7 protein-coding genes are annotated in these 17,531 nt (G+C 67.1%); 5 read left to right on the top strand and 2 right to left on the bottom strand.

Annotation, left to right across the window (positions count from 1 at the left end):
• Positions 1–6: 6 nt before the first annotated feature.
• The 5 genes from culp6 to ABQF30_RS12410 all read left to right on the top strand — a co-directional run bounded on the left by culp6 (position 7) and on the right by ABQF30_RS12410 (position 10,983).
• Entirely contained in the window at positions 7–1,017 is a 1,011-nt protein-coding gene (culp6, locus tag ABQF30_RS12430) for a carboxylesterase Culp6 (RefSeq protein WP_448464023.1), read from the top strand.
• A gap of 192 nt (positions 1,018–1,209) precedes the next feature.
• Positions 1,210–3,102: a long-chain-fatty-acid--AMP ligase FadD32 gene (fadD32, locus tag ABQF30_RS12425; protein WP_448464021.1), complete on the top strand. Its 1,893-nt coding sequence runs from the start codon at positions 1,210–1,212 to the stop codon at positions 3,100–3,102.
• 56 nt (positions 3,103–3,158) lie between these two features.
• Positions 3,159–8,537 (top strand): polyketide synthase Pks13, encoded by a 5,379-nt coding sequence (gene pks13 / locus ABQF30_RS12420; RefSeq protein WP_448464019.1) that lies wholly within the window; start codon positions 3,159–3,161, stop codon positions 8,535–8,537.
• Entirely contained in the window at positions 8,534–10,111 is a 1,578-nt protein-coding gene (locus ABQF30_RS12415; protein WP_448464017.1) for an acyl-CoA carboxylase subunit beta, read from the top strand. Before pks13 ends, ABQF30_RS12415 begins: the two co-directional genes overlap by 4 nt.
• A gap of 275 nt (positions 10,112–10,386) precedes the next feature.
• Positions 10,387–10,983 (top strand): dihydrofolate reductase family protein, encoded by a 597-nt coding sequence (locus ABQF30_RS12410; protein ID WP_448464015.1) that lies wholly within the window; start codon positions 10,387–10,389, stop codon positions 10,981–10,983.
• 92 nt (positions 10,984–11,075) lie between these two features.
• Here ABQF30_RS12410 and ABQF30_RS12405 read toward each other — a convergent pair whose 3' ends face one another.
• Positions 11,076–14,258 (bottom strand): arabinosyltransferase domain-containing protein, encoded by a 3,183-nt coding sequence (locus ABQF30_RS12405; RefSeq protein ID WP_448464013.1) that lies wholly within the window; start codon positions 14,256–14,258, stop codon positions 11,076–11,078.
• Positions 14,255–17,521 (bottom strand): arabinosyltransferase domain-containing protein, encoded by a 3,267-nt coding sequence (locus ABQF30_RS12400; protein ID WP_448464011.1) that lies wholly within the window; start codon positions 17,519–17,521, stop codon positions 14,255–14,257. Before ABQF30_RS12400 ends, ABQF30_RS12405 begins: the two co-directional genes overlap by 4 nt.
• Between the last annotated feature and the right edge of the window lie 10 nt (positions 17,522–17,531).

The following is a 17,531-nucleotide window of genomic DNA, read 5'->3' as shown; positions in this document are numbered from 1 at the left end:
TAATCCATGGCAAAAAACGCTCGGCGGAAGCGCCACCGCATCCTGGCCCTGATCGCCGCAGGCGCGATGGCGCTCGTGGTGGTGCTCGTGGTGGCCATTGTGGTCGTGGTGATGCGTCGTCCGGACACTCCTTCGGTGCCGCCCAGCGCCCAGCCGCCGGCCGGCGTGCCGGTGCCGCCCACGACGCGTAAGCCGCGCCCGGAATCCCAGCCGGCGGACTGCCCGGACGTGATGATGATCTCGATCCCCGGCACCTGGGAGTCGTCGCCCACCGACGACCCGTTCAACCCGACGCAATTTCCGCTGTCGCTGATGTCCCACATCAGCCGGCCGGTGGCCGAGCAGTTCGGCCCCGAGCGCGTGCAGGTGTACACCGTGCCCTACACCGCGCAGTTCCATAACCCGTTCTCGGCCGACAAGCAGATGTCGTACAACGACAGCCGCGCCGAGGGCACCCGCGCCACGGTCAAGGCGATGACCGAGATGAACGAGCGCTGTGCGCTGACCAGCTATGTGATCGCCGGGTTCTCGCAGGGCGCCGTGATCGGCGGCGACCTCGCCAGCGACATCGGCAATGGCCGGGGCCCGGTGGACCAGGACCTCGTGCTGGGCGTGACCCTGATCGCCGACGGCCGCAGGCAGATGGGGGTCGGCCAGGACGTCGGCCCCAATCCGGTCGGCCAGGGCGCCGAGATCACGTTGCACGAGGTGCCGACGCTTTCGGCGCTCGGTCTGGCGATGACCGGTCCGCGCCCCGGCGGGTTCGGCGCCCTCAACGACCGCACCTTCGAGATCTGCGGTGCGGGTGACCTGATCTGCTCGGCACCCGAGGAAGCATTTTCGATCCTCAACCTGCCCAAGACGCTGGAGACGCTGTCCGGAAGCGCGGCGGGCCCGGTGCACGCGCTGTACAACACTCCGCAGTTCTGGGTGGAGAATGGCCAGACGGCCACGCAGTGGACGCTGAACTGGGCCAAGAACCTGGTCGAGAACGCTCCGCATCCGAAACACCATTGACGACGCGCTGCGCGTCGGATTTGGCCGGGGCAACCACGGTCCCTTAACATTAAGAGAAAACTAAGAGCTTCGCGCATGCGAGGAGCCGGTACGATCTTCCCGGTTTGGGTACGTACGGCCGGTCGAGTGGCCGCGATGCACCGTGTCTCACGTGCGACAACGCAACATTTGCGGCTCTGACAGGAGAGTGATATGCCGTTCCATAACCCGTTCATCAAGAACGGTCAGATCAAGTTTCCTGATGGCGCCAGCTTGGTCCAACACGTGGAACGCTGGGCGAAAGTCCGTGGCAACAAACTGGCCTACCGGTTCCTCGACTTCTCCACCGAACGCGACGGAGTGGCCAGGGATCTGACGTGGGCCCAGTTCAGCGCTCGAAACAAGGCGGTCGCCGCCCGGCTGCAGCAGGTCACTCAGCCCGGTGACCGCGTCGCGATCCTGTGCCCGCAGAACCTGGACTACCTCATCGCCTTCTTCGGCGTTCTCTACGCCGGCCGCATCGCCGTCCCCCTGTTCGATCCGTCCGAACCGGGGCACGTCGGCCGACTGCACGCAGTGCTGGACAACTGCCACCCGACGGCGATCCTGACCACCACAGAGGCTGCCGAAGGTGTGCGCAAGTTCTTCCGTAGCCGCCCGGCCAACCAGCGGCCGCGCGTGATCGCCGTCGACGCGGTTCCCGACGACGTCGCCGCCACCTGGATCCCGTACGAGGACGTCGACGAAAGCACCATCGCCTACTTGCAGTACACCTCGGGGTCGACCCGGATCCCGACCGGCGTGCAGATCACCCACCTGAACATGGCCACCAACATCGTGCAGATCGTCGAGGCACTCGAAGGCGAGGAGGGCGACCGCGGTCTGTCCTGGCTGCCGTTCTTCCACGACATGGGTCTGGTCACCGGGCTGATCGCCCCGATGATCGGTCACTACTTCACCTTCATGACCCCGGCAGCGTTCGTGCGCCGCCCGGAACGTTGGATCCGTGAGATGGCCCGCAAGCCCGACGACACAGGTGGCGTGATCTCGGTGGCCCCGAACTTCGCCTTCGACCACGCGGCAGCTCGCGGCGTCCCCAAAGAAGGCGGGCCGGAGCTCGACCTCTCCAACGTCAAGGCTGTGCTCAACGGCAGCGAGCCGATCTCGGCGGCGACCGTCCGCCGGTTCAACGATGCGTTCGGGCCGTTCGGGTTTGCGCCCAAGGCCATCAAGCCGTCCTACGGACTGGCCGAGGCGACATTGATGGTGTCGACCACGTTGGCGGCCGAAGAACCGAAGATCATCACCGTGGACCGAGACCAACTGAACACCGGCCGCATCGTCGAGGTCGACGCCGATTCGCCCAAGGCCGTCGCGCAGGCGTCCGCAGGCAAGGTCGGCATCGCCGAGTGGGCCGCCATCGTCGATCACGAGTCGGCCACCGAACTGCCCGACGGCCAGATCGGCGAGATCTGGATCAGCGGCCAGAACATGGGCACCGGCTACTGGGGGAAACCGGACGAGTCTGCTGACGTTTTTCAAAACATCCTCAAGTCGCGGACCAACCCGTCGCATGCCGAAGGCGCAGCCGACGACGCGACCTGGGTGCGCACCGGCGACCTCGGCGCCTTCTACGACGGCGACCTCTACATCACCGGCCGCGTCAAGGACCTGGTGATCATCGACGGCCGCAACCACTACCCGCAGGATCTGGAGTACTCGGCACAGGAGTCCAGCAAGGCACTGCGCACCGGGTATGTGGCGGCATTCTCGGTGCCGGCCAATCAGCTGCCCGACGAGGTGTTCGAGAACACCCATTCGGGGCTCAAGCGCGACCTGAACGACACATCCGAGCAGTTGGTGATCGTCGCCGAGCGTGCGCCCGGTGCGCACAAGCTCGACGTCGGCCCGATCACCGACGACATCCGCGCGGCGATCGCGGTGCGCCATGGCGTCACCGTGCGCGACGTGCTGCTCACGGCCGCCGGTGCGATTCCGCGCACCTCCAGCGGCAAGATCGGCCGCCGCGCCTGCCGTTCCGCCTACCTGGACGGCAGCCTGCGCAGCGGCAAGGTGGCCAACGCGTTCCCCGATGCGACGGACTGACCGGACCCACTCTCACGGCGGCGGAAGCCGCCGACTGGCTCGAAGGTGACCTGAACATGGATGAAGCACAAAGCAATTCGAATCTTCCAGAGACTACCGAGCCCGCGGTCCAACCGGGATCCCGCCCGGACATGAGCGTCAACGAGATGCGCGAGTGGCTACGCAAGTGGGTGGCCAATGCGACCGGGCAATCGGCAGACGCGATCGACGAGTCCGTCCCCATGGTCGAGCTCGGCCTGTCCTCGCGCGATGCGGTGGCGATGGCCAGCGACATCGAGGACCTCACCGGTGTCACGCTGACCGCCACGGTGGTGTTCCGCAACCCCACGATCGAGTCGCTGGCCACCGTGATCATCGAGGGCGAACCGGAGCCCGTGGTCGACGAGAACGAGGACTGGTCCCGTGACCGCGACGTCGAGGACATCGCGATCGTCGGTGTGGCCACCCGCTTCCCTGGCGACCTGAACACCCCCGACGAGATGTGGGAGGCCCTGCTCGCCGGTAAGGACTGCATCACCGATCTGCCCGACGGCCGGTGGGAGGAGTTCCTCGACGAGCCACGCATCGCCGAGCGCGTCGGCAAGGCCCGCACCCGCGGCGGCTACCTGTCCGACATCAAGGGTTTCGACTCCGAGTTCTTCGCGCTGTCGAAGATGGAAGCCGACAACATCGACCCGCAGCAGCGCATGGCGCTCGAGCTGACGTGGGAAGCCCTTGAGCACGCGCGCATCCCGGCGTCGAGCCTGCGCGGCACCAGTGTCGGTGTGTACGTCGGTAATTCGATCAACGACTACAGCTTCCTGGCGATGAGCGATCCGACGATCGCTCATCCCTATGCCATCACCGGTACGGCGAGTTCCATCATCGCCAACCGGGTTTCGTACTTCTTCGACTTCCGTGGCCCGTCGGTCGCGGTCGACACCGCATGCTCCAGTTCGCTGGTGGCCGCCCACCAGGGTGTGCAGGCGCTGCGTTCCGGTGAGGCCGACGTGGCGATCGTCGGTGGTGTCAACGCGTTGATCACCCCCATGGTGACGGTCGGTTTCGACGAGGTCGGCGGTGTGCTCGCGCCCGACGGCCGGATCAAGTCGTTCTCCTCGGACGCCGACGGCTACGCCCGTTCCGAGGGCGCCGGCATGCTGGTGCTCAAGCGGGTGTCGGATGCCCGTCGCGACGGCGACCAGATCTTGGCCGTGATCGCGGGCAGTGCCATCAACCACGACGGCCGGTCCAACGGCCTGCTCGCGCCCAATCCCGATGCGCAGGAAGCGGTGTTGCGCAAGGCCTACAAGGACGCCGGGATCAATCCGCGCGACGTCGACTACATCGAAGCGCACGGCACCGGAACCATTCTCGGTGACCCGATCGAGGCCGACGCGCTCGGCCGAGTGATCGGCCGGGGCCGCGAGGCGGACAAGCCCGCCCTGCTGGGTGCGGTGAAATCCAATGTGGGTCACCTGGAGTCGGCCGCAGGTGCGGCGAGCCTGGCCAAGATGACGCTGGCGCTGGCCAATGACAAGCTGCCGCCGTCGATCAACTACGCGGGGCCCAACCCCTACATCGACTTCGACAAAGAACACCTCAAGGTCAATGACACCGTCAGCGACTGGCCGCGCTACAGCGGCCGCGCGATCGCGGGTGTGTCCGGGTTCGGTTTCGGCGGGGCCAATGCCCACCTGGTGCTGCGCGAGGTGCTGCCCTCGGATCTTGTTGAGCCCGAACCGGAGCCGGAGCCCGTCGCTGAGGACACCGAGACCGCCGACTCTGACGCGGTCTATGTCGGCGGCGTGCGGATGGACGAGTACGGCGAGTTCGTGCACGATGAGCCCGAGGCCGACGAGTACCCGGTCTATGACGAGGCGAGCCACGAACTTCCCGGCTTGACCGATGAGGCCAAGCGTCTGCTGGAGATCGCGCGCGAAGAGCTCGAAGCGGCCGAAAAGGCCGGAGAGAAGCCGTCTTCAGTAATCCCGCTGGCAATCTCGGCGTTCCTGAGCTCACGCAAGAAGGCCGCTGCGGCCGAGCTTGCCGACTGGATCGACAGCGAAGAGGGCCGGGCTTCGTCGCTCGAATCGATCGGGCGCTCCCTGTCGCGGCGCAACCACGGCCGGTCCCGCGCAGTGGTGCTCGCTCACGACCACGACGAGGCGGTCAAGGGCCTGCGGGCGGTTGCCGAGGGCAAGCAGCACCCGACGGTGATCAGCGCCGACGGCCCGGTCACCAACGGACCGGTCTGGGTGCTCGCCGGATTCGGTGCGCAGCACCGCAAGATGGGCAAGAGCCTGTACCTGCGTGACCCGATCTTCGCCGAGTGGATCAACAAGGTCGATGCCCACATCCAGGACGAACGCGGCTATTCGATCGTCGAGCTGATCCTCGACGACTCGGTCGACTACACCAACGAGACCTGCGAATACCCCATCGAAGTGGTCCAGACGGTGATCTTCGCCATCCAGATCGCGCTCGGTGAGCTGCTCAAGCACCATGGAGCGAAACCCGCTGCGGTGGTGGGACAGTCGCTCGGTGAGGCCGCCGCGGCCTACTTCGCCGGGGGGCTGAGCCTGGCCGACGCCACCCGCGCCATCTGCTCGCGCGCTCACCTGATGGGTGAGGGCGAGGCGATGCTGTTCGGCGAGTACATCCGGCTGATGGCATTGGTGGAGTACTCGGCCGACGAGATCAAGACGGTCTTCGCCGACTATCCGGGCCTCGAGGTCTGTGTGTACGCCGCACCGACTCAGACCGTCATCGGCGGCCCGCCCGAGCAGATCGACGCGATCATCGCGCGGGCCGAGGCGGAGGGCAAGTTCGCCCGCAAATTCCAGACCAAGGGCGCCAGCCACACCCAGCAGATGGACCCACTGATCGGTGAGCTGGCCGCCGAACTGCAGGGCATCGAGCCCAAACCGCTGACCATCGCCTACTACTCGACTGTGCACGAGGGCAGCCTGATCCGCGCGGGCAGTGACCCCATCCACGATGTCGACTACTGGAAGAAGGGGCTGCGGCACAGCGTCTACTTCACCCACGGCATCCGCAACGCGGTCGACAACGGCCACACCACCTTCCTGGAGCTGGCGCCGAATCCGGTGGCGCTCATGCAGGTTGGGTTGACAACGGCTTCGGCCGGGCTGCACGACGCACAGCTGGTGGCCACGCTCGCCCGCAAGCAGGACGAGGTCGAGTCGATGACCTCGGCGATGGCGCAGCTGTTCGTGCACGGCCACGACCTGGACTTCCGGACCCTGTTCCCGCGGCGGTCCACCGGCCTGGCAGGTGCACTGGACTTCGCGAACATCCCGCCGACCCGGTTCAAGCGCAAGCAGCACTGGCTGGATGCGCACTTCACCGGCGACAGTTCGGCGGTCATGCCGGGCAACCACGTCGCCATGCCGGACGGCCGGCACGTGTGGGAGTACGTGCCCAAGGGCGCGGGCGATCTCGCTGCGTTGGTGAAAGCCGCTGCCGTACAGGTTCTTCCGGACGCCAAGCTGACGGCGTTCGAGCAGCGCGCGGTGCCCGCCGAGGGCGCAAGGCTCGTCACCACATTGACGCGGCATCCCGGTGGTGCGACGGTGCAGGTGCATGCGCGGATCGAGGAGTCGTTCACTCTCGTCTACGACGCCCTGGTGACCCGCGGCGGGCAGGCGTCGGCACTGCCGACCGCGGTCGGCGCCGGCTCGACAGCACCGGCGGCCGAGGTCGCCGAGGTGGCTGTGCCGGAGGCAGACGAAGACGTCGAGATCCTCTCCGACAACCTCACCCAGGGCGCCAATCTCGGTGCCGGCTTTGCCAAGTGGTCGCCGGAGTCCGGGGAGACCGTGGCGCAGCGGCTGGGCACCATCGTCGGCGGTGCCATGGGCTACGAGCCCGAGGACCTGCCGTGGGAGGTGCCGCTGATCGAGCTCGGCCTCGACTCGCTGATGGCGGTGCGGATCAAGAACCGCGTCGAGTACGACTTCGACCTGCCGCCCATCCAGCTGACGGCGGTGCGCGACGCCAACCTGTACAACGTCGAGTCGCTGATCAAGTACGCGATCGAGCACCGCGACGAGGTCGATCAACTCGCCGAGTCCCAGAAGGGGCAGACGGCTGAGGAGATCGCCGCGGCGCAGGCCGAGCTCATGGGCGGGGCCAGCACCGTAGCCGAGCTCGAAGCCAAGCTGGCCGACAACGCCGACAATGGCGAGTTGAAGCTCGAGATCCCGCCGCCGCCAACCGATCCAGACGGCCCGGCCCTCCCGCCGCCGCCTACGGATCCGTCCGGGCCGTCGGCTCCCGCCGGCCCGAGCAATGCGACTGCCGCCGCGGCAGCTGCCAAGGTGCTGACCCAGGAGGCCGTCACCGAAGCCCTCGGCGCAGACGTGCCGCCGCGTGACGCTGCGGAACGCGTCACGTTCGCGACGTGGGCGATCGTCACCGGCAAGTCGCCGGGCGGCATCTTCAATGAGCTGCCCGCACTCGACGATGCGTCGGCCGAGAAGATGGCGGCCCGGTTGTCCGAACGTGCCGAAGGCATCATCACGGTCGACGACGTGAAATCGGCGAAGACGATCGAGGAGTTGGCCACCACCGTCCGCGATCAGCTCGAGGAAGGCGTGGTCGACGGGTTCGTCCGCACGCTGCGGGCACCACGAGAAGGCTCATCGAGCGTCCCCCTCTTCGTGTTTCATCCGGCCGGCGGGTCGACGGTCGTCTACGAACCGCTGATGAAGCGGCTGCCTGCGGACACCCCGGTGTACGGCATCGAGCGGGTCGAGGGCTCCATCGAGGAGCGGGCCGCCGAGTACGTGCCGAAGTTGTTGGAGATGCACAGCGGTCCGTTTGTGCTGACGGGTTGGTCGTTGGGTGGGGCGCTGGCCTACGCGTGTGCGATCGGCCTCAAGCAGGCCGGCGCCGACGTGCGGTTCGTCGGGCTGATCGACTGCGTGCGCCCCGGCGAGCCGATTCCTCAGACCAAGGAGGAGATGCGCAAGCGCTGGGACCGCTACGCCCGATTTGCCGAGCGCACCTTCAATGTCGAGATCCCCGAGATCCCGTACGAGCAGCTCGAAGAACTCGACGACGAGGGTCAGGTCAGGTTCGTGCTCGACATCATCAAGGAGAGCGGGGTGCAGATCCCCGGCGGCATCATCGAGCACCAGCGCACGTCGTACCTGGACAATCGCGCACTCGACACGATCGAGATCCAGCCGTACGACGGGCACGTCACGCTTTACATGGCCGATCGCTACCACGATGACGCGATCGTGTTCGAGCCCGCGTATGCCACGCGTCAGCCCGATGGCGGCTGGGGCGAATTCGTCTCGGACCTCGAGGTGGTGCACATCGGGGGTGAGCACATCCAGGCCATCGATGAGCCGTACATTGCCAAGGTGGGTGCGCACATGAGCGAGGCGCTGAACCGTATCGAAGCTGAGAGCGAGCCGAAGTGACGACTGAAGCAACCCCCACCCACCCCCCGAAGACAACCGCGGAACTGCTTGCCGAACTTCGCGAAAAGCTGGAGCTGGCAAAGGAACCCGGCGGCGAGAAGGCCATCGCCAAACGGGAGAAGAAGGGCATCCCGAGCGCGCGTGCCCGCATCCATGCGCTGCTCGATCCGGGCAGCTTCCTGGAGATCGGCGCACTGTGCAAGACCCCCGGTGATCCGAACGCATTGTTCGGCGACGGTGTCGTCACCGGTCACGGCACCATCAACGGCCGCCCGGTCGGCGTGTTCAGCCACGATCAGACGGTGTTCCAGGGCACGGTCGGTGAGATGTTCGGCCGCAAGGTCGCTCGGCTGATGGAGTGGGTGGCCATGGTCGGCTGCCCGATGATCGGCATCAACGATTCCGGTGGCGCCCGCATCCAGGACGCGGTGACCTCGCTGGCTTGGTACGCCGAGCTGGGCCGGCGCCACGAGTTGCTGCGTGGCATGGTGCCGGAGGTTTCCATCATCCTCGGCAAATGTGCTGGCGGAGCGGTGTATTCGCCGATCCAGACCGATCTCGTCGTCGCGGTGCGCGATCAGGGCTACATGTTCGTCACCGGCCCGGACGTCATCAAGGATGTCACCGGTGAGGACGTCAGCCTCGATGAGCTCGGCGGCGCGGACGCCCAGGCCCGCTACGGCAACATCCACCAGGTGGTGGAGGACGAGAAGGCGGCATTCGAGTATGTCCGCGACTACCTGAGCTTCCTGCCCGCCAATACCTTTGACGACGCGCCCGTCGTCAATCCGGGTCTGGAGCCTGAGGTCACCCCGCACGATCTCGAGCTGGATTCGATCGTGCCGGACGCCGACAACATGGCCTACGACATGCACGAGATCCTGCTGCGGATCTTCGACGACGGCGACGTTTTCGACGTTGCAGCGCAGCGGGGGCAGGCGATGATCACCGCGTTCGCCCGCGTGGACGGGCATACGGTCGGCGTGATCGCCAACCAGCCGATGCACATGTCCGGTGCGATCGACAACGAGGCGTCGGACAAGGCCGCCGGTTTCGTCCGGTTCTGTGACTCCTACAACCTGCCTTTGGTTTTCGTGGTCGACACCCCCGGCTTCCTCCCCGGTGTCGAGCAGGAGAAGGGCGGCATCATCAAGCGCGGCGGCCGCTTCCTCAACGCCGTGGTCGAGGCTGACATACCGAAGGTGACCATCACCATCCGCAAGTCCTACGGCGGCGCGTACGCGGTGATGGGTTCCAAGCAGCTGTCGGCTGATCTGAACTTCGCCTGGCCGACCGCACGCATCGCGGTGATCGGCGCCGAAGGGGCTGCGCAGCTTCTGGTGAAGCGGTTCCCGGATCCCACCGCGCCCGAGGTGCAGAAGATCCGCGCCGACTTCATCGAGGGCTACAACCTCAACATGGCCACGCCGTGGATCGCTGCCGAGCGCGGCTTCATCGACGCGGTCATCCAGCCGCACGAGACCCGGCTGCTGCTGCGCAAGTCACTACACCTGTTGCGGGACAAGCAAAACCACCAGCGCGTGCAGCGCAAGCACGGCCTGACACCCATCTAACGAGCGCTAGCCCCGTAGCCCCGCGAGCCCCCTAGCCCCTAGCCCCTAGCCCCTAGCCCCGCGAGCGTGCGTGTCTGCTGCCAGGCGCGCCGTGTTCGGTCAGCATTCCGCGCACGCTCGTCGCGCGCCAGCGTGACTTTGCTTTGAGCGGCTCGTGGTTGTCTGAACTGCGGCGACTGCCCACCCGCGTCAGCCTTGTCCACAGGTAGCCCACAGGCCACCGTTGTTGGCTGGGCGTGGCGATGAGTTCTGTGGCCCGCCAAGGTCGTACCTGCATGAGAAAGATCACCGCAGGCTTGTTCATCGCAGCTGACGGCGTCGTCGAGGCGCCCGACCAATGGCATTTCCCGTATTTCAACGACGAGATGGGTGCCGCCGTCGATGCGCAATTGGGCGCTGCCGACACCATCCTGCTGGGCCGAGACACCTATGACAGCTTCGCCGAGGCCTGGCCCGACCGGGAAGCCGAGGGCGGTGAGGACGCCGAGTTCGCCAAGAAGCTCGGCGATGCCCGCAAGATCGTCGTCTCCCACCACGATCTCGAATTCACCTGGCGCAATTCAGAACAACTCAAGGGCGATCTTGTTGAAGCGGTCGCCGCGCTGAAGGACGAGGACGGCGGGGACATCGCGATGAGCGGATCCGTGTCGGTGGTACGTCAGCTACTGGCCGCCGGCCTGCTCGACGAGCTGCACCTCTTGGTGCATCCGATCGTGGTCGGCAAGGGCATGCGGCTGTTCGAGAAAGGCCAGACCATCCCGCTGAAACTGTTGAGCTCCAAGGCCTTCAGCACCGGCGTTGTCAATCTTGTCTACAGCCGCGACGACTCCGCACCCACCGGTTCGTACGAGGACGCAAAGCAGCACATCTAGCGCGGTCATCCCTCGCGAGCGTGCGCGAACTGCTGCCTAAACACGGTGTGTCGGGCAACAGACGCGCACGGTCGCGCAAACAATGGGGGTACTTACGGGCCGATGCGGATCCGGCCGGGCTTGTAGAGCCCGCTGTGGGTGGCCTCGCCGAGCTCGATCTGTGCGGGTTGGGCATCGACGATGGTGTCGAACCTGCGCAGCGAGCCCCAGTCCTGGCCCCAGTCCTGCGACAGGTACGTCGACATCACCGAAGCCCGCAACAGCAGGTCGGTGATGCCGAGTAGGCCGCCGTTGATGCCGTCCTGCCACGTGTCGGTGCTCTGCAGCTTTGCGTAGTAGTCCGGCGAGATCCTGAACTTCGGCACCTCGGTCACCCCGTTCGCGTGCAGCATCGGCTGCTGGCACGGGAACGCCAATCCGACCGCCCAGTCGAGGAGGACGGGCTGGGAGGATCCGACATACTCCTGCACGGACCGGACCTCGGGCACGCGCGGCGGCGTGACGGCGATCCAGTCGCCCTGGCTCAGCGACAGGTCCTCGGCGATCACCCGTACTGCCACGGCATCGGCGGGGATTTCCGCGCGCGGGTAGCGCAGGTTGCGCCACGACGGCGTCGGGCCGACGTCGTACGGCTTGACCCGTCCTGCCGGCACGGGTGCGCCGTCAGGTCCGCGACGCGCGTACTCGAGTTCGACGGTCTGGCCGGTCGTCAGGCCTTCGGCGACACTGGTTCCCGTGATCGTGCCCGCGGCCGTGATGACCACAAGGGGATGAGCATCGTCGGCGGCGGGCAGCTCATACCACGCCGATGCCAGCTTGCTCTCCTGCTGTGCCTCAAGCGAATACGTGCCGGCGATCGGGACGCGCGCCGGGTCAAGGCCATAGGGCAGTGGCACGGTGGAGCCGTTGATGCCGGGCCGGTCCAGCTTGACGGACTGAGTCCAGTCGTAGTCGGTTCCCGGCTGCGGGTTGTTGAGCCTGATGGCTTCGGCGATGATGCGGTCGGGAACGCCGTTGGGGGAGAAGCCCGTCGGGCCTTCTCCACCCAGCGGGCCGAGCGGCCCGTAATTGCCGGGCAGGGCGGCCAGGAAGCCTGCGTTGGAGTCGGGTTCGACCAGGACGTCGTCGGCCAGGCCGCAGCCGCCGGCGAATGCGCGAGCATTGGCCCACCCGTTGGAGTACGTCGGATACTGGCGCACCACACCGATCACCATGGACGCGATGAAGACGAGAACCATGAAACCGGCAGCCCACGGGACGGGTGCTGCGGTCAACCGATCGGCGACACGAGACTCACCGCGTCCCGACACGTGTAACCAGAACGCCCACAGTGCGGCGATCACCGACAGCGCGAAGAACACCGCACTGACCGTGACACCACCGATTTCGGGCACCGAATTGTTGAACGGCACACCGAAGTTCGAGACGTACCACCAACCGTTGGTCGACGCGAGGCAGAACGCCAGCACGAACAACACCAGCGACAGGAACGCCATCCGGTTACGCGCCGACCGCAGCACCGCCGGTGACACCAGGACGGTCGTGAGCGCGGCCATCGCACCGCCCACGGCGGCGAACAGCCCGAAGTGGTGAATCCACTTGGTGGGCGTGAACATCAGGAAGAACATGGTGGCGAAGATGATGCCCATCAGTCGCCAGGCCGGGCCCCGTGCCACCCCCGCGACGCGCTTGCGCCGCAACATCATGAACAGCGCCGGGAACAGGCACATCGCGGTGAACACGAATGCCACGCGTCGCGAAATCGCGCCATCGGTGGTCGGCAGGATCAGGTAGTAGTAGCGCAGGTTCTCGGTCCACCACTCCTGAGCGGGGCCGATTGCCGTGCGAATCCTGGTGGCCTCCAGCACCGTTGCGAATGTCTGGTCGGCGAACACCACGGCCAGGATCACCGTGCCTGCAGCCAGCAGCGGCGCGATGAGCGGCCACGTCCCGACGACGCGGCGGCGGCGCATCACGATGCGCAGGATCGGTCGGCCGCCGGCGAGCAGCGCGGCCACCGCGATCAGGCCGGTCGGCTGGATCCCGAGGGTGAACGCCGCGGTCAGCGTGGCCAGCGCGGCCGGTGTCATGCGGCCGGAGACGATGGCCCGTTCGATCAACACGTAGGTGATCAGCGCACCGGTGGCGATCTGGCCTTCTGGGCGCAGGCCGTTGTTGAACGGCATCCACGCCGCCAGCAGCACCAGCCCGGCCGCCCACAGTGCGGGCCTGCTGGCCGCCACGGCGGGCCCGAGTCGAGGCAGCACCTCTCGCGACAGCAGCAGCCAGCAGATCAACGCGCACACCAGATCCGGCAGGCGGATCCAGATGCTGGCGTCGCTGACGTGCGTCATCAGCGCCAGCAGGTTGTAGTACCAGCCGAACGGATCTTCTGGACTGCCGAACCACCGGAAGTAGTTGGCCATGTAGCCGGCGTGGTCGGCGGTGCGGGCCATCTGCATCTGGTAGCCGTCATCGGAGGAGTTCGCGCCGATGATGTACCAGAGCACCGAACCACCGACAACGACGACGTCAACGGGCGTGAACGTGCGCCAGCGGGTCGGGATCAGGCGGTGCATGCGCCGGCCGTCCAGCCGGTCCAGACGCCACAGCGCGAGCAGGGCGACGACGGTCGAGACGATCGACAGCAGCATCGCCGCGAGCTTGAGGGCCGTCGGATGGGTGGTGAACCGTGTGTCGATGACCGCCGACATCGACAGCCCTTGCGGCGCAGGCCCGGTCAGGTCGGTGAACACCCCGACGATGGCGGGGCGCAGGTTCGGGTCGTCGTAGCCGGTGAGCTGCGGTTGACCGGCGTCGTCGCCGGAAACCTGAGTCAGTCCGACGAAATCGGCGAAGGTGCCGTCGGTCGTCGACGTGATCTCGATGCGCTGACAGTCGGGACCGGCGACCCGGTCCCGGTTCACGCTGGCGACGACGACGTTGCGCACGATGACGTCGACGCGTGACTGCGTGACGTTGACGAGCATCGCGTTGAGCGCGGCGTCACGGCCTTCGGCGGGTGCGGTGCCGAACACCAGGCCACCGTCGGCCGGCATGTCGCGCACGACCGCGCAGGGGACCGTCGCAGTGAGGCTCACCGGGGCCTGCGTGATGAGCGGCGCGGTGACATTGGTCAGCTGGCCCTGCTGGGGCCAGTTCAGCGTGGCCGTCGTCTGCGTGACGGGCAGCAGCGGCGTCGCCACGGCGGCCACGAAACCGAGCAGACCGGCGATCGTGGCGACCCAGCGCGCGATCCTGACGTCGCCGCTCATGGGAGGGCCCTGATCGGTCCGCCGCGACTCCAACCGAACACTCGCGTCGACCCTTCCTCGATGACGGCGTCGGGCGCCTGATTCTGCGGCACCACCCTGATGTAGCGCTCAAGCGAGCCCCAGTCCCGGTACCAGTCGTCGCGCAGGTACGTCGGGATCGCCTCGGTCCGCAACAGCGCCTGGATGAACAGGAACGGCCCGCCGTCGGCGGCGGACTGCCACTGATTCGACGACGCCACCATCTGCTTGAAGTTCGGGATGATGCGGTACTCCGGCACCTCCGCGATGCCGAGACGTTCGGCGAACGGCCGCTGGCACGGGAAGTTCGCGGCGGTGGCGATGTCCATCAGCACCGGGGTCTGGCTGCCGAGGAACTGCTGGGCGGTCTGCAGCACCGGCGCTCGCGGCGGCGTGAAGGCGAACCACTGGTCTTCCGACAGGTTCGGGTCATCGGCGACGATGCGCGCGACGTTGGCCTCGGGCGGTGCCGTGGTCAAAGGGAAGCGCAGGTTGCGCCACGCCTTCTGCTGGAAGATGTCGATCGGCTGCACCTCATTGAGTGCCTGATACGTGCCGTCTGGCCGCGTCACACCCCATTGCAGCTTGAGCGACTGGCCGTAATTGAACGACCCATCTTCCTCGTAGTACCAGATGGCGCCTGCGGCGGCGACGGTTACCAGCGGCCGGTCGGGCGTGCGTGGCGGCAGCTGGTACCAGGCCGAGGTGGCCTCGGCAGCCGTCGTGTTCTCGTCGAAGCTGCCCATCACCGGAGTCCGCTCGGGGTCGAGGCCGAAGGGCAAGAACACCCGGGATCCGTTGACGCCCTCGGGGCCGTAGCCGCCGCCGGTGCCTGCGGTGTAGCCGACACCGATGTTGGGTTTGTCGACGGGGCCGTCGGAGTTGACGGTGCCGGGATTGGCCGCCACCGGTTCTGCGGGCTCGAGGGTGTCGCTGACGCCGTTCGGATTGAATCCGACGGGATCCTCGCCGCCGAGCGGGCCGTACTCGCCGAAGCTCTGACCGGGGACCGGTTGCAGCATGCCTGCGTTGGGGTCGGCCTCGACGAGAACGGCGTCGGCCATGGCGCAACTGTCCTCGGAGAGCCCGGACCGCAGCGCCGCAAGGTTGGCCGCGCCGGTGGTGTAGGTGGGGTAGCGGCCGGCCGTCGCCTTGAGCATCGAACCCACCGACAGCACCACCATGATGGTGGCGACGATGAGAAGCGGAGTCGACGCGAGCGCGCGGTTGCGGCCGGTGTCGGCGACCTGGGTGTGGCCGGAGTAGTCGATCCGGAAGTGCAACCAGCCGGTGAGCAGGCCGCCCGCGATGGCCAACACCAGGAAGATCGTGGTGACCGGGAAGCCGATGATGACCGGTTGCTTGTCGAACCACGGAACGCCGTAGTTGCCGGTGTAGAACCAGCCGTTGATGCCCGACGTCGACCAGGCCAGGATGAACAGCAGCGCGGTCACGTACAGCGCCAGGTTGCGGCGGCTGTGCAGTCCGACGCGCGCGAACGCGAATGCCGTGACCCCGCCGATGGCTCCCGCCAGGCCGGCGAATGCGCCGAACTGCACGGCCCACTTCGTCGGCGTGAGCGTCAGCAGCAGCAGTCCGATGGCCGTCGAACCCGCCAGCCGCCAGACGGGTCCGCTGACGGCGCCGGGCACCCGACCGCGTCGCAGGAGCACCATGATCAGCCCGACCACGCAGAGCAGCAGAACCAGTACCGCGAACCGGCGGGTCAGTGAGCCGTCGACACTGTCCTCGACAGTGAGGAAGTAGTACCGCAGGAACTCCTGGTACCAGGGGATGGTCGGCCCCACCTCGTATTTGATGCGCACCGCCTCGGCGACTGTGGCCAGCGTCTGGTCACGGAACACGATGACGAAGACCAGCGCAGCGGATGCGGCGAGCGGGGCCAGCGAGGCCAGGATGCCGTCGCTGCCGCGGCGCGCGGCCACGATGCGTCCGATGGCGCGGGCGCCGACGAGCAGCGGGGCCAACGCGATCAGGCCCTGCGGGGCGAGCGTGACGGAGAACATCGCGATGACGATCGCGACGGCCGCGGGCCACAACCGCCGCGTCCCGATGGCGTTCTCGACCAGCATCCACACCGCGACGACCGCGAACGCGATGAGCGGTTCGGGCCGCAATCCGTTGTTGAAAGGCAGCCACGCCGCGAGGAACGTCGCGGCCGCGGTCAATACCGCCACCCGGTTGGCCGCCACGCGCCTGCCGATCCTTGGCAGGATGGCGCGGCTGATGATGAGCCACGTCCCGATCGCCGCTGCCGTTGCGGGCACCCGCATCCAGACGCTGTCGGTGCTGAACGCCGCCAACTGGGCCAGGACGCTCTGATACCAGTCGAACGGTGCTTCGGTGGCACCGAAGTAGCGGTAGTAGTTGGCGGAGTAGCCCGCCTCCGAGGACACCCGGGCGATGGTGAGGTTGTAGCCGTCATCGGAGGACAGGGCGCCGACGACGTGCCAGACGAGCAGACCGCCGATCACGCCTGCGTCGGTCAGCCAGGTCCACAACCCGACGCGGCCACGGCTGCGCGGGGGCCGCCGGCCGCCGACACGGTCGAGCAGGATCAGCGCGACGATCGATGCCACCACGCACAGGACGCCGAGCACCATCACGAGCAGCTTCAGCGGGCTCGGGGAGGTGATGAACCGGGTGTCGACGTCCACCCGCGCGGAAAGACCCGGCTGCGGCGCGACCTCAAGGTCGGTGAATGCGCCAGTGACCTGGGGCCGCTTGTCGAGTGACACGGTGCCGGTGGCGCCGGGAATGCCGACGAAGTCGGCGCCGACCGCACCGACGTTGGCCCACACGCGGATCTCGCTGCAGGCGCCGGAGTTCACTGCGTCTCTGGGGGCGACGGCGGCGACGGTGTCGCGGAACGCCACGTAGACGACGTCGGCGTTGGCGCGAACGAACATGCCGTTGCGGCCGGCTTCGATGCCGCCCGCGGGGTTCGTGGAGAACACCACCCCGCCGTCGGGAGGCATCGTGGCGACGGTGCGGCACGGGATCGTGACGTCGAGTGATTTGGGCGCACCCGCTACCAGCGGGGCGGTCACCTCGGTGACGTTGCCGTCGGTGCCGGTGCCTTGCGGCCACTGGATGGTCGCGGTGGTCTGTTGGACCGGCAACAGCGGCACGAGCCCGCACAACACCACACCCGCGATACCTGCGAGGACGGCGATCAGGCGTGCGATGCCGACAACTCGATCGTTTGGTTCACGGGATGGCACGAGGCTCGAT

Source organism: Mycolicibacterium sp. XJ870, assembly GCF_053483975.1.
The sequence above is the reverse complement of the archived record's forward strand: the minus strand, read 5'-3'. Positions and strand labels throughout refer to the sequence as shown.

Excerpts from the sequence above, each read along its gene's own strand:
- pks13 (WP_448464019.1), top strand. The coding sequence starts at position 3,159 with ATGGATGAAGCACAAAGCAATTCGAATCTTCCAGAGACTACCGAGCCC.
- ABQF30_RS12410 (WP_448464015.1), top strand. The coding sequence starts at position 10,387 with ATGAGAAAGATCACCGCAGGCTTGTTCATCGCAGCTGACGGCGTCGTC.
- ABQF30_RS12405 (WP_448464013.1), bottom strand. The coding sequence starts at position 14,258 with ATGAGCGGCGACGTCAGGATCGCGCGCTGGGTCGCCACGATCGCCGGT.
- fadD32 (WP_448464021.1), top strand. The coding sequence starts at position 1,210 with ATGCCGTTCCATAACCCGTTCATCAAGAACGGTCAGATCAAGTTTCCT.
- culp6 (WP_448464023.1), top strand. The coding sequence starts at position 7 with ATGGCAAAAAACGCTCGGCGGAAGCGCCACCGCATCCTGGCCCTGATC.